This window comes from Methylocystis sp. IM3, assembly GCF_038070105.1.
GTDB lineage: Bacteria > Pseudomonadota > Alphaproteobacteria > Rhizobiales > Beijerinckiaceae > Methylocystis.
Map to the genome: position 1 here is coordinate 3,553,275 of NZ_JBBPBZ010000002.1, position 13,337 is coordinate 3,566,611.

Here is a 13,337-nt window from a genome sequence, read left to right on the forward strand (position 1 = left end):
GAAAGCTCCAGAAAGCGGGCGCCGTTTGCGGCGTCCGTTTCGTTTATCAGGTCGGAAGATGCCCAATATCCTCGACTACGCCAATCCGACGCGCTTCCTCGCTTTCGCGCGCATCGTCCTGCCGTGGCTCACCGGCCTCACGCTGATCCTGCTCGCGGTCGGCCTTTACGGCGCCTTCGCCGCGCCGCCCGACTATCAGCAGGGCGAGACCGTGCGGATCATGTATATCCACGTGCCCGCGGCCTGGCTCGCCCTCTTCGCCTATGTCGTGATGACCTCCGCCTCGCTCGGCGTTCTCGTGTGGAAACATCCGCTCGCCGACGCCGCGCAGAAGACCGCCGCCTCGCTCGGCGCCGCCTTCACCTTCGTCTGCCTCGTCACGGGCTCGCTGTGGGGCAAGCCGATGTGGGGAACCTATTGGGTGTGGGACGCGCGCCTCACCTCGATGCTCGTCCTGTTCCTGCTCTATCTCGGCCTGATCGCCGTGCGCCAGACCATGGACGACACGCCGCGCGGCGCGCGCGTCGCCTCGATCATGACGCTCGTCGGCGCGATCGACATTCCGATCATCAAATATTCCGTCGACTGGTGGAATACGCTGCATCAGCCGGCCTCGGTCTTCCGCGTGGGCGGGCCGACGATCTCGGGCGCCATGCTCTGGCCGCTGCTGGTGATGGCGCTGGCCGCGACGCTCCTGTTCCTGACCCTGCATTTCATGGCGATCCGCAACGAAATCCTGCGCCGTCGGCTGGCGCGCCTGTCGCTGCAGGCTCTACAGGCCGGCGCGCGGGACGAGGGCGAATCTCCCTCTCTGGAGGCTGCGCAATGAGCGATCACGCAACCTATGTCGCGGCCGCCTATGCGATCGCCTTTCTCACGATCGGCGGCATGGCGGCGCGCATCCTTCTCGACTACCGGCGCCTGAAGGCGGAGCTTGCGCGCCTGGGCGGCCGGGACGAGGATGGCAGGGACCAGGACGGAGGCCGCGCGTGAGCGAGCCTGCGACCGCCTCCGCGCCGCGCTCGCCGCTGCGTTTCCTGCCGCTCGTCCTCTTCGCGCTGCTCGCGACGCTCTTCTTCGTGCGGCTCTTCTCCGGCGACGCCTCGCGGCTGCCGTCCGCGCTGATCGGCAAGCCCGCGCCGCAATTCGATCTGCCGGCGCTCTCGGGCCTCGGCGCGCCGGGCCTCGCGACCGCCGATCTGCGCAAGGGCCATGTCAGCGTCGTCAATGTCTTCGCCAGCTGGTGCGCGCCCTGCCGTCAGGAGCACGCCACGCTCATGACGCTCGCGGCGGACGAAAAGCTGAAGGCGAAGGGCGTCGAGCTTTACGGCCTGTCCTACAAGGACGAGCCGGCCAACGCCCTCGGCTTTCTCCAGGGCCAGGGCAATCCCTTCCAGCGCGTCGGCGTCGACCCCGCCGGCCGCACGGCCATCGACTTCGGCGTCTATGGCGTGCCGGAGACCTTCGTGGTCAAGGGCGACGGGACGATCGCCTATAAATTCGTCGGACCGCTGACGCCTTCCGCCGCGGCGACGGTCCTGCTTCCCGAAATCGAAAAGGCGGCGGGAAACTAGCTTTCCCGCGCCGGGAGCCGGGCCCCGGCGCGCGGCGGGCGGACGCCCTTCCGGAACGCGACGCCGACGAGCGTCTGACGTCGCCAGACGACCTCGGCGACATGCCGCTCCTGACCGACGGCGAGAATGAAGACATCCGGCAAGTCCGCAGCGCCGCAGTCGATCTTCGCGCCTGTCGTCGAGCGGTCGATCACTTCACAGGGGATCGCGGGCGCCACGCCGCCGGGGTCGGCCCAGGCGTCGAGGAGGAATTTGAGACGCGCGGCGGCGCGCCGCTCCTGCTGGGGGCCGGCTTTCTGTCTCGGTTTTTCGGCGACGGATGGGAGCATGGCTGTTCGGGGGCTGCGGTTTCGACCGATAGAACCCTAGCCGATGACATTTGAGGATCGGTGAACGGTTACGCTCGCGTTCGAGCGAGCGCCTTCAGGGCGCCTTCAGGAACAGGCCGACGGTGAGCGCCGAACCCACAGCGATGATGAAGAGGCGCAGGATTTTCTCGTCGATGATGTGAATGAGCCGCGCGCCCGCGACGCCACCGATGGTCGCGCCCGCCGCCGCCGTCAGCGCCTGCGGCCAGTGCAGATCCGGCGAGAACAGGAAGATCGCGACGGCGGAGGCGTTCATCACGCCCGCCAGCACATTCTTGGTGGCGCTGGCGATGCGGACGGCCTGACCTGCCATGGTCAGGGCGGCGACCATGAGAAAGCCCGCGCCGCCGCCGAAATAGCCGCCATAGGTCGCGATCAGGAACTGGATGAGCCCCGCGCCCGCCGGGCCGAGATGGCCATGCGCTTCGCCGGGCTTGCGCAGGAAACTGCCCCAGGCGAAGAGCCCCGTGGCGAAAAGCACCAGCCAGGGCACGAGGTGCGCGAAAAGGCCGCGCGGCGTCGCAAGCAGAATGACCGCGCCGATGGCGCCGCCGACGATGCTGATGGCGAAAAGCCAGCGAAGCGACATTGCGCCCACGCCTTTCGCATGGCTGCGCCCGGTCCAGCCGGTGGCGATCTGCGCCGGGAAGAGCGCGACGCAGGAGGTGATGTTCGCCGCGAGCGCATCCATCCCCGTGAACATGAGCGTCGGCAGGAGGAGGAAGGAGCCGCCGCCGGCCAGCGCATTTTGCGCGCCGGCCCAGAGCGCGACGGCGAAGAGCAGAAAGAAAGGCATGCGCGCCTATGTCAGTTTGCCGCGCGCCTGGCAAGCCGCCGGGTTTTCAGCCACCCCCATCCGTTTCGAGGCCAGCGGCGATGAGCCGCACCAGCGCGTCGAGCTGGACGTCGAGCATCTGCGGCGGCGTCGCCGCGATCTTCTGCTCGAGACCGAGCGCGACGACGCCGTGAACGGCTGAGAAAAGCGTGCGGGCGAGCCGCGCTCGGGCCTCGCCGTCCTGCCCCGGCAGCAATTGGCCCAAGGGCGTTTCGAGGCGCGAGAACAGCTGGTTGCGCGCATCGACATACCAGCCCGGCACCGGCGCGCCGCCCGAAAGACGATGCTCGAACAGCGCGCGCCAGCTCGGCTCCTCGGCCCGGGCGAAGTCGAGATAGGCGCGGGCCAGGGCCCGCAAGGCCTCCTCGGGCTCGGCCTCCCGCAAGGCTCCGTCAAGCGCCTCGCCAAGACGTTGCAGGGTCAGAAGATTGACCCTGAGGATCAGCTCGTCGAGGTCGTCGAAGGCCGTGTAGATCGCGCCGAGCGCGCAGCCCGCCTCGGCGGCGAGATCGCGGGCCTTGAGCCCCGCCAGTCCCCGGCCGGCGATCGACTGGCGGGCGACCTCGAGCAGGCGCTCCCGCAATTTCGAGCGGCGCTGCGCGCCGGCCTCCGTCCTGGTCTCGCTCACCCCGGTATCCTTTCGGATCGTAACGCGCCGCGCGGCGCCCGACGCGGACGCTTGTTCAAACCGCCAAAGCAGGCGCCTGGTTCCAAAAAGCCCGCCACCCTGGACTGGGATCGAACGTCGTTCAAGAAAAGAGTTGCACTTGGTTCAAAACGCTCCTATACACTTCATGAACATAGTTCACAACTTTTGGCGCCTATGTTCGGCGCGCCGCCTGTCGACGTTCTTGAAAGGGACCGGCCTCTTGACCCATCATTAATCGGCGTTGGTCAATGTCGCCGGCCCGCCTGCTGGAATGAGCCCATGTCGCACTCGCTTTTGGCCACGCGCCGCTTCGCGCCGCTTTTTTGGCGCCAGTTCTTTGCGGCCTTCAACGACAATTTCCTCAAGAACGCGCTCGTTCTGCTCATTCTGGCGCAAGTCGGGGGCGCAAAGGGCGCCTCACTCGTGACACTCGCGGGCGCGATCTTCATCGCGCCCTTCTTTTTGCTCTCGGGCATTGCCGGCGAGATGGCCGACAAATTCGACAAGGCGCGCATCGCCCGTGTCCTGAGCCTCGCGGAGATCGGCGTCGCCGGCCTCTCCGCCGCAGGATTTTATTTCGAGCATGTGCCCACGCTCTTTGCCGCGCTGCTGCTCTTTGGCGTGACAGGCGCGCTGTTCGGGCCGGTCAAATACGGCATCCTGCCCGATCAATTGACGCGCGAGGAGCTTCCCGCCGGCAATGCGCTCGTCGAAACCGCCACCTTCTTCGCCATTCTCTCCGGCACGATCGCCGGCGGCCTCGCCATGCAGAGCCATGGCCAGCCGTTCGGCGCCCTCGCCTTCGTCTGCGGCGTCATGGCCGTGGCGCTCGCGAGCTATGTGGCCGCCTGGTTCATCCCTTCAACGGCGCCGGGCGCCGCCGGCCTTGCGATCGACCCCAATATCGTCCGCTCGACCTTCCGGCTGCTCAAGGCCCTGCGCGCCGCGCCGCCGCTTGCGCGCCTCACCACGGTGACGAGCCTGTTCTGGCTCTTCGGCTCGATCGGCATGTCGCTGATGCCGCCGCTCGTGACGCAGTCGCTCCATGGCGGCGAGAGCGTCGTGACGCTGCACCTCGCCATTTTCGCCGTGGCCATCGGCCTGGGCTCGGGGCTCGCCGCCTTTCTGCTCAAGGGCCGTATCGTGCTGCTCCCAGCCGTCGTCGGCGCCCTCGTCATCGCCGCCGCCTCGCTCGATCTCGGCCTTGCGGAGCTGCGGCGCGCGGCCGACGCGGGCGTTTCCAGCCCCGGCCTCGCCGACCTCGACATCGGCCCCTATTTCGCCGAGCCCGGCGCCCTGCGCGCCGCGATCGATCTTGCGTTCGTCGCGCTCGCCGGCGGGCTGATGATCGTTCCCTCCTTCGCCGCCATTCAGGCGCAAAGCCCGGCGGATCAGCGCGCCCGCACCGTCGCGGCGGTCAATGTCCACAACGCCGCCTTCATGGCGCTCGGCGGAGCCGGCGTCGCCTGGCTGCAAAGCAAGGGCGTCACGCTCGCCGAGTTGTTCCTCGGCATGGGCGCCGTCGCCTTTCTCTCGGCGGTCTGGATCAGAAAGACCGTCGTGACCAATCCGCTGCTCGACCTCCTGTCCATTTTTTTTCGGGCCTTCTACCGGCTCGAGGTGAAGGGCCTCGAGAACCTCGACAAGGCCGGAGAAAACCCGATCGTCGCGCTCAATCATGTGAGCTTCCTCGACGCGGCGGCGATCCTTTCCCTCATGCCGAAAGAGCCGGTCTTCGCCATCGACTCCGGCATTTCCAAACGCTGGTGGGTGAAGCCCTTCCTGCATTTCACCCGCGCCATTCCGCTCGATCCGGCAAAGCCGATGGGCACGCGCACGCTCGTCAACGCCGTCAAGGCCGGCGATCCGCTGGTGATCTTTCCCGAAGGGCGCCTCACCGTCACCGGCAGCCTGATGAAGGTCTATGACGGCGCCGGGCTCATCGCCGAGAAATCCGGCGCCCTCGTCGTGCCGGTGAAGATCGACGGGCCGGAGCAAACCATGTTTTCGCGCCTGACCCGCGAACAGGCGCGGCGGCGCTTCTTTCCGAAATTCACCCTCACCATTCTGGAGCCGGTGCGCCTCAGCGTGGACGAGGCGCTCAAGGGCAAGGCGCGGCGCATGGCGGCGGGCGCGGCGCTCTATCAGATCATGTCGGATCTCGTCTTTCGCACGACGAAGACCGACGAGACCATCTTCGAGGCGGTCGTGCACGCGGCCGAGAAGCACGGCCTCTCACGCGTCGCGCTCGAAGACCCGCTCACGGGCAAGCTGACCTATCGCAAGATCCTCGTCACGACCCGCGCGCTCGCCGTAAGGATCGCGCAGATCGGCGCGCCGGGGGACGCCGTCGGCGTCATGCTGCCCAACGCCAACGCCGCGGGCGTCGCCTTCCTCGCGACGATCTCGGCGGGACGCGTTCCGGCCATGATCAATTTCACCGCCGGCGCCGCGAATATCCTCTCGGGCTGCGAGGCCGCGCGCGTGACGACCATCGTCACCTCGCAGGCCTTCATCGAGAAGGGCAAGCTCGACCGGCTCGCCGCGGCGCTCTCTGAAAAAGTGGCGCTCGTCTATCTCGAAGACATGGGCGCGCGCATCGGGCTCTTCGACAAGCTTTCGGCCGGGCTGCGCTTCAGAAAGCCCGTCGTTCCCCGCAAGGCCGACGACATGGCCGCCGTGCTCTTCACCTCGGGCTCGGAAGGGGCGCCCAAGGGCGTCGCGCTCTCGCACCGGAACATGCTGGCGAACGCCGCACAGGCGGCGGCGCGCATCGACTTCGGCCGCAAGGACAAGGTCTTCAACGTGCTGCCGGTCTTTCACTCCTTCGGCCTGACGATCGGCTTCATGCTGCCGCTCATCTCCGGCGTGCCGGTCTATTTCTACCCCTCGCCGCTGCATTATCGCATCGTGCCGGAGATGATCTACGGCACCAACGCCACGATCTTCTTCGGCACCGACACGTTTCTCGCCGGCTATGCGCGTTCGGCGCACCCTTACGACTTCCGCTCGATCCGCTACGTCGTCGCGGGCGCCGAGCCCGTGAAACAATCGACGCGCGAGGTCTGGTGCGAGAAATTCGGCATCCGCATTCTCGAAGGCTATGGCGTCACCGAGACCGCGCCGGTGCTGGCGCTCAACACGCCCATGTTCAACAAATTCGGCACGGTGGGCCGCCTCATGCCGGGCGTCGAGCATCGGCTCGAACGCGTGCCCGGCGTCGAGGAGGGCGGCCGGCTGCTGGTGCGCGGCCCCAATGTGATGATGGGCTATCTCAAGGCCGACCGGCCGGGCGAATTGCAGCCGCCGCCGGGCGGATGGTACGACACGGGCGACATCGTCACGATCGACGCGGAGGGCTTCGTCACGATCAAGGGCCGCGCGAAGCGTTTCGCCAAGGTCGGCGGCGAAATGGTGTCGCTCGCCGCCGTCGAAGAGCTCGCCGCCGAACTCTGGCCGGCCGCGCTCTCCGCCGCCGCGACCGAGGTCGACCCGCGCAAGGGCGAGCGCATCGTCCTCGTCACCCAGCAGAAGGACGCCACCCGCGCCGGCTTCCTGGCCTACGCCAAATCGAAAGGCGCATCCGATGTCTCGATCCCCGCCGAGATCGTCTGCGTCGAGCGCGTCCCGCTGCTCGGCTCCGGCAAGATCGACTTTTCCGCCGTGACAAAGCTCGTGCGCGACCGCAACCGCTATCTGGGCGGCGGTCCGCGTCAGCCCAATGGCGTGCTGGGCCGCATCGACGGCGGCGGGGCGTCATCGGTTGCATGAGCGAGGCGGACCCTCACTCCCAGAAAGGCTCGAGCTTTTTGAGCTTTTTCTCGGTCTTTCGCGCATGGGCCGCCCCCTCCTGCGCCGCATGGGCGAACCAGCCGCGCACGAAGCCCGCGGCGCTCAGGCCCTCGCCGCTCCCGGTCTCGATCTCGTCGAGCAGGCGCTCGGCCATCGCCATGTCGTTGAAGGCGCCAAGCCCGTCCTGAATCTTCGCAAGCGTCGCGGCGAAATCGGCCGCCGCGTCCCGGTCGAACAGGCTTTCGAAAAACTCCGCCCCATAGCGGGCCTTCTTGAGCGCGATGCGGGCGGCGTGGCGTTCTTCCGGCGTGCGGTCGGCGAGTCCTTTGGTTTTCTTCAAGACGCGCTTTCGCAGCCTCGACAGCGTCTCGCGCGCGAAGTCGGTCGCCGATCCTTCGTCGATTGCGCCCGCCGCCGCCTCCCAGTCGCGCGAGGCGATGGCTTTGCGAAACGCCGAGAGAAAGGCGTCCAGTTGCGGTCCGCCGATCTCCGCCCGCGCGGCGCGATAGGCGCCGGCGCGGCGCCGTTCGAGAGCGTCGCGCAGGGCGGAAAAGCCCGGATCGTCGCCCATCGCCCGACCCGGCCCCTCCGCCAGCATGTCGCAAAAAACGTCGAGGTTGCGCGCCGCGCCGAGCACGGCCCCGATGCGCTTGGCTTGCATCCGCGCCTCCTCCAGCGTCGGACCGGAGAGCGCTTTTTTGAAAAGCCCCAGCGCCGCGCGCAGCCGCCGCAGGGCGACGCGCATCTGGTGAACGGCTTCCGCCGACGGTCGGGCCTCGAAAGCGGGGATATTGGCCTCGAAATGGTCGAGCGCGGCCGAAAAGACGCACACCGCCGCGTCCTCGACCGAATCGCTTGCGAGGAGTTTGACAGGCTTGGCCTTTTGCGGCTGGTCCGGCGTGACCGTGACGAGGCGCAGTTCGGCCGCGCGGGGAGCCGGCGTTTCGAGATCGCTTCCCCTCGCCGGTCCCATGGTCGCTCCCTCGGGCCGCTCCCTTGCGTTCGATTTCGATTCTGGCTTGCGGCGGGCCGGGGTCAAGAGCGGGCGGGAGCGTAAAATCCGCGCACTTGATTAAGACGCCGGCTCTTGCTTTATCGCGGCGCAACAATTTCGAACGAACCGCAGGAGACCGCGCATATGTCAGTCTGGCCCGTCTATGGCAAAATCACCGGCCCGATCGTCCTGATCGGCTTCGGCTCCATCGGGCGCGGCATCCTGCCCCTGATCGAACGCCACTTCGACTTAGACAAGGCGCGTTTCACGGTGATCGACCCGGTGGATACGCATCGCCGGCTTCTCGACGAGCGCGGGATCGCCTTCCTCAAGGAGAAGCTCACGCCCGAGAATTACCGCGAGGTGCTGACGCCGCTCCTGACCAAGGGCGGCGGACAGGGCTTCATCGTCAATCTTTCGGTCGACGTCTCCTCGCTCGCCATCATGAAGCTCGCGCGGGAATTGAAGGCGCTTTACGTCGATACGGTCATCGAGCCCTGGCCGGGCTTCTATTTCGACAAGTCCATGGGCAATGAGTCGCGCACCAATTACGCCCTGCGCGAGACGATCCTCGAGGAGCGCCGCCGGAGCCCCGGCGGAACGACCGCCGTCTCCTGCGTCGGCGCCAATCCCGGCATGGTGTCCTGGTTCGTCAAGCAGGCCCTCGTCAATATCGCCAAGGATACGGGCGTCTTCGACACGGAGCCCACGACACGCGCAGAATGGGGCGCGCTGGCGCAGAAGCTCGGCGTGAAGGGCGTCCATATCGCCGAGCGCGACACGCAGCGCGCCCGCAACCCCAAGCCGCTCGACGTCTTCGTCAACACCTGGTCGGTCGAGGGCTTCGTCTCCGAGGGCATGCAGCCGGCCGAACTGGGCTGGGGCACGCATGAAAAGGCGCTGCCCGACATCGGCCGCGCCCATCAGACGGGCTGCGGCGCGGCGATCTATCTCCTCTCGCCGGGCGCCAATACGCGCGTGCGCAGCTGGTGCCCGACGCCCGGCGCGCAATATGGCTTCCTCGTCACGCACAACGAATCGATCTCGATCGCGGACTATTTCACCGTGCGCGACGACAGCGGCAAGGCTGTCTATCGCCCCACCTGCCATTACGCCTATCACCCCGCCAATGACGCGGTGCTGTCGCTGCATGAAATGTTCGGCGCCGCCGGCAAGATGCAGCCGGAGTGGAAGATCCTCGACGAACATGAAATCGTCGACGGCATAGACGAACTCGGCGTGCTGCTCTATGGCCACGCCAGGAACGCTTATTGGTATGGCTCGCAGCTCTCGATCGAGGAGACGCGCGACCTCGCGCCCTATCAGAACGCCACCGGGCTGCAGGTTTCTTCCGCCGCGCTCGCCGGCATGGTCTGGGCGCTGGAAAATCCCGAGGCCGGCATCGTCGAGGCCGACGAGGTCGACTACAAGCGTTGCCTCGAGGTGCAGCTTCCCTATCTCGGCCCGGTGAAAGGCTATTACACCGACTGGACGCCGCTCGAGGGACGCCCCGGCCTCTTCCCCGAGGACATCGACGAGAGCGACCCCTGGCAGTTCAAGAATATTTTGGTGCGCTGAGCGCCCGTCCCCGCGCAATGTAAACGCGGGATTGTAAACAGGGACGAAAACGAGAACCCCTCCGCCGAGCGAGCGCCCGCCGTGGCGCTCCCCTGGCGGAGGGGTTGTTTTTTAAGGGGCTTTCCGAAAAGCGAAATCGTTCCCCGTCGAGGATGACCCCTATCGGCCCTCGCTCGCCTCTCTTGCGCCGGCCTCAATTGTTCTTTATCTGTTCGTTTATTCGTGGTTTGTTCCGATCCGGCAGGTCGAGCCGGCCGGCGCAAAAGTCTCCAGCCGCGACCACGGGGGGCCGGGCGACCGGCCTCCCGTCTCCAGAAAGAGGGCAAGGTCAGTCATGGGTCGGCTCGCGGACATCTCGCCTGACGCGGAGGCGGTCGCCGGCGCCGGGGCGCTGGTCGAGGCCGGGCGGCGGCGCGGGCGCGGGGCGCTTTCGAAGCGCAGCGGACGTTTTGAAAAGGAAAGCCGCGAGGAGGTCGACGACGGCTGGGGTTCGATCGCGAGCCTCGCGGCGCTCGAGACGCATTTCCACGTCGAGAAGCCGCGCTCGATGATCACGAAGAATGATTCGCCCGACATTCCTTTCGACCGCTCGATCAATCCCTATCGCGGCTGCGAGCATGGCTGCGTCTATTGTTTCGCGCGGCCCACCCACGCCTATATGGGTTTCTCGCCGGGGCTCGATTTCGAGACCGAGATTTTCGTCAAGGAAGGCGCGGCGCAGCTACTCGAACGTGAATTGTCCGCTCCGAATTATACGCCAAAGGTCATCGCCATCGGCACGAATACCGACCCCTATCAGCCCGCCGAAAAGCGCCACAGGGTGATGCGCAGCGTGCTCGAAACGCTGGCGCGGGCCAGACATCCGGTGGCGATCGTCACCAAATCGGCGCTCGCGCTGCGCGATCTCGATCTCATCGCGCCCATGGCCCGCGACGGGCTCGTCAAGATCGCCTTTTCGGTCACGACGCTCGATCCGCGCCTCGCCCGCATTATGGAGCCCCGCGCCGCGACGCCCGCGCGGCGGCTCGAAGCGATGGAGGCATTCGCGGCCGCCGGCGTCCCCGTCGCAGTGATGACGGCGCCGATCATTCCCGCCATCAACGACGACGAAATCGAAGCCATCCTCGCCCGCGCCCATGCCGCCGGCGCGCGCGAGGCGGGCTATGTGATGCTGCGCCTGCCGCTGGAATTGCGCGATCTCTTCAGCGAGTGGCTCGTCGCCAATTTTCCCGACAAGGCGCGCCGCGCCCTCTCGCTCGTGCGCTCGACGCGCGGCGGCAAGAGTTATGACCCGAGCTTCGGCAAGCGCATGACGGGCGAGGGGCCCTATGCCTGGATGATCGGCCGGAGGTTCGAGGTCGCGGCTAAACGGCTCGGCTTCCCGCAAACGGCCACGCGGCTGCGAACCGATCTTTTCGAGCCGCCGCGACAGGGGCCCCAGCAACTCGCCCTGTTTTAAGCGGGGAAAGCGCCGGCTTGCTCTTGCGCGTCGGCCTCGCAGGCGTTTTGCTGCGCCAATGACAACAAAAGGGAAAAGTCCCGCGTCCTCTCCTTCCCGCTCCGGAGCGGCGACGCCATGAGCGCGGGGCCCGATTTCCGCATCGAAGGACGCCTCTACCGGCAAGGCGTCTGGCCCGTCGCGGGCGTCGACGAAGTCGGGCGCGGGCCACTGGCAGGCCCCGTGACGGCGGCCGCCGTCATTCTCGATCCGAAGCGCCTGCCGCGCGGTCTCGACGATTCCAAGGCGCTGGCGCAAAAGGCGCGCGAGGACGCCTTCGAGCGCATCATGAAAAAGGCGCTGGCGGTGAGCGTCGCCTTCGTCACGCCCGCCGAAATCGACGCCATGAACATCCGCCAGGCGACGCTCGCGGCCATGGCGCGGGCCGTCGCCGGCCTCTCCCGCGCGCCGGCCTATGTCCTCGTGGATGGCTCCGATCCGCCCCGCCTCGCCTGCCCCTGCCGCGCCATCGTCAAGGGCGACGCCGCCGCCCTCTCCATCGCCGCCGCCTCCATCGTCGCCAAGGTCGCCCGCGACGCCATGATGCGCCGGCTCGGCGGACATTTTCCGGCCTATGGCTTCGAGACGAATGTCGGCTACGCCGCCAAGCGACATCTCGACGCGCTGCGCGAGATCGGCCCAACCCCCATTCACCGGATGAGTTTTTCGCCGCTGCGCGACGCCTGAAGCGCCCGTTAGCTTATTGCTAAGCTTGTCGTTTCATTAACAAAAACGTTCGAAAAAGAGACGCCCCCGCGCGCCCCTCCTATACGCGGCCTTTACCTCGTTTGGGCATCATCGCTCGTGTTCAAAGCGTATGTGGTGTTGCGTAAATGAGTAGCGCGCGCGTCGGGGCGGCCCGCCTCACTACCCGGATAAAGGTCACGCGTACCGGGATTTCTCAGGAGGGGCCGCACCGCGCGCCGCCGGCGCGCAATATGATCCTGCAAGGGGATTGCGTGTCGATGATGCTGGGCCTCGACGCCGAAAGCGTCGATCTCGTCTTCGCCGATCCGCCCTATAATTTGCAGCTTGCGAGCAAGCTCACCCGGCCGGATCAGAGCCTCGTCGACGCCGTCGACGACGATTGGGACAAATTCGCCGATTTCGCCGCTTACGACGCCTTCACCCGCGAATGGCTCGCCGCCGCGCGCCGCGCGATGAAGCCCACCGCGACGATCTTCGTCATCGGCTCCTATCACAATATCTTTCGCGTCGGCGCGATCATGCAGGATCTGGGCTTCTGGATCCTGAACGACATCGTCTGGCGCAAGAACAATCCCATGCCGAATTTCCGCGGCCGCCGTTTCACTAATGCGCATGAGACGATGATCTGGGCCGCGCGCGATGCGAGCGCCAAAAATTACACTTTCAATTACGAGGGGCTGAAGGCCGGCAACGAAGATTGTCAGATGCGCTCGGACTGGCTTCTGCCGATCTGCACCGGCGCCGAGAGGCTGAAAGACGCAAACGGCCGCAAGACCCATCCGACGCAAAAGCCCGAGACATTGCTCGCGCGCGTCATCCTCTCCGCCTCCAACGCCGGCGACCTCGTGCTCGATCCCTTCTTCGGCTCGGGCACGACCGGCGCCGTCGCCAAGCGCCTGCGCCGCCATTACATCGGCGTCGAGCGCGACCCCGTTTACGCCGAGGCGGCCGCGGCGCGCATCGCCGCCATTGAACCTCTGTCGGAGGAGGCCGTCGCGACGGCGCCGTCGAAACGCAGCGAACCGCGCATCGCCTTCGCAAGCCTCGTCGAGTCGGGGCTCATCGCGCCGGGCGCCCGTCTCACCGACGCGAAGCAGCGCCATTCTGCCGTGGTCCGCGCGGATGGGACGCTGTCGCTTTCGGGCGTCGTCGGCTCGATCCACAAGACCGGCGCGATGGCGCAGGGACTCCCCGCCTGCAACGGTTGGACCTTCTGGCATTACGAGTCCGAGGACCGCCTCGCGCCGATCGACGAGCTGCGCGCCCGAATCCGCCAGAGCCTGCGAGCGGCGGATTAGACTTTTCGCCGCCGCCCTTCGCGTCGAGACGATGCTGCGCAAG

General features: G+C 66.8%; 12 protein-coding genes. 8 read left to right on the top strand and 4 right to left on the bottom strand.

Features of this window, described 5'->3' with window-relative positions:
- The first annotated feature begins 58 nt into the window (after positions 1-58).
- From WOC76_RS19320 to WOC76_RS19330, 3 genes are read left to right on the top strand one after another with little or no spacing between them, the layout of a single operon-like run.
- A complete protein-coding gene (locus WOC76_RS19320; protein WP_341104454.1) occupies positions 59-829 on the top strand; it encodes a heme ABC transporter permease in 771 nt (256 codons plus the stop codon).
- Complete coding sequence (ccmD, locus tag WOC76_RS19325; protein ID WP_341104453.1) at positions 826-993, top strand: heme exporter protein CcmD; 168 nt, start codon at positions 826-828, stop codon at positions 991-993. The genes WOC76_RS19320 and ccmD overlap by 4 nt, the downstream gene beginning before the upstream one ends.
- Positions 990-1,574, top strand: coding sequence for a DsbE family thiol:disulfide interchange protein (locus WOC76_RS19330; RefSeq protein ID WP_341104452.1), 585 nt, complete (start codon positions 990-992; stop codon positions 1,572-1,574). The genes ccmD and WOC76_RS19330 overlap by 4 nt, the downstream gene beginning before the upstream one ends.
- Here the strand turns inward: WOC76_RS19330 and WOC76_RS19335 are convergent.
- The 3 genes from WOC76_RS19335 to WOC76_RS19345 all read right to left on the bottom strand — a co-directional run bounded on the left by WOC76_RS19335 (position 1,571) and on the right by WOC76_RS19345 (position 3,405).
- Positions 1,571-1,903 carry a hypothetical protein gene (locus WOC76_RS19335; protein WP_341104450.1) on the bottom strand — a complete coding sequence of 111 codons (333 nt, stop codon included), beginning with the start codon at positions 1,901-1,903 and terminating at the stop codon, positions 1,571-1,573. The genes WOC76_RS19330 and WOC76_RS19335 overlap by 4 nt on opposite strands.
- Before the next feature lie 94 nt (positions 1,904-1,997).
- Positions 1,998-2,738 (bottom strand): sulfite exporter TauE/SafE family protein, encoded by a 741-nt coding sequence (locus WOC76_RS19340; protein ID WP_341104448.1) that lies wholly within the window; start codon positions 2,736-2,738, stop codon positions 1,998-2,000.
- Positions 2,739-2,784: 46 nt separating this feature from the next.
- The gene (locus WOC76_RS19345; RefSeq protein WP_341104446.1) at positions 2,785-3,405 is read right to left on the bottom strand and encodes a TetR/AcrR family transcriptional regulator; all 621 of its coding nucleotides are present in this window, start codon (positions 3,403-3,405) and stop codon (positions 2,785-2,787) included.
- A 300-nt stretch (positions 3,406-3,705) separates the two neighbouring features.
- Between WOC76_RS19345 and WOC76_RS19350 the strand changes: the two genes are divergently transcribed.
- Positions 3,706-7,197 carry an acyl-[ACP]--phospholipid O-acyltransferase gene (locus WOC76_RS19350; protein ID WP_341389418.1) on the top strand — a complete coding sequence of 1,164 codons (3,492 nt, stop codon included), beginning with the start codon at positions 3,706-3,708 and terminating at the stop codon, positions 7,195-7,197.
- A gap of 13 nt (positions 7,198-7,210) precedes the next feature.
- Here the strand turns inward: WOC76_RS19350 and WOC76_RS19355 are convergent, their stop codons facing one another.
- Complete coding sequence (locus WOC76_RS19355) at positions 7,211-8,191, bottom strand: CHAD domain-containing protein (protein WP_341104445.1); 981 nt, start codon at positions 8,189-8,191, stop codon at positions 7,211-7,213.
- A gap of 165 nt (positions 8,192-8,356) precedes the next feature.
- On the opposite strand from WOC76_RS19355, the gene WOC76_RS19360 reads away from it, so the two are divergent.
- From WOC76_RS19360 to WOC76_RS19375, 4 genes are all read left to right on the top strand, one after another.
- Positions 8,357-9,790: a homospermidine synthase gene (locus WOC76_RS19360; RefSeq protein ID WP_341104443.1), complete on the top strand. Its 1,434-nt coding sequence runs from the start codon at positions 8,357-8,359 to the stop codon at positions 9,788-9,790.
- Positions 9,791-10,124: 334 nt separating this feature from the next.
- Positions 10,125-11,249, top strand: coding sequence for a PA0069 family radical SAM protein (locus WOC76_RS19365; protein ID WP_341104440.1), 1,125 nt, complete (start codon positions 10,125-10,127; stop codon positions 11,247-11,249).
- 117 nt (positions 11,250-11,366) lie between these two features.
- Complete coding sequence (locus tag WOC76_RS19370; protein WP_341104438.1) at positions 11,367-11,975, top strand: ribonuclease HII; 609 nt, start codon at positions 11,367-11,369, stop codon at positions 11,973-11,975.
- Between the two features lie 146 nt (positions 11,976-12,121).
- On the top strand, positions 12,122-13,294 hold the full coding sequence (locus WOC76_RS19375) for a site-specific DNA-methyltransferase (protein ID WP_341104436.1): 1,173 nt from the start codon (positions 12,122-12,124) through the stop codon (positions 13,292-13,294).
- Positions 13,295-13,337 lie beyond the last annotated feature (43 nt).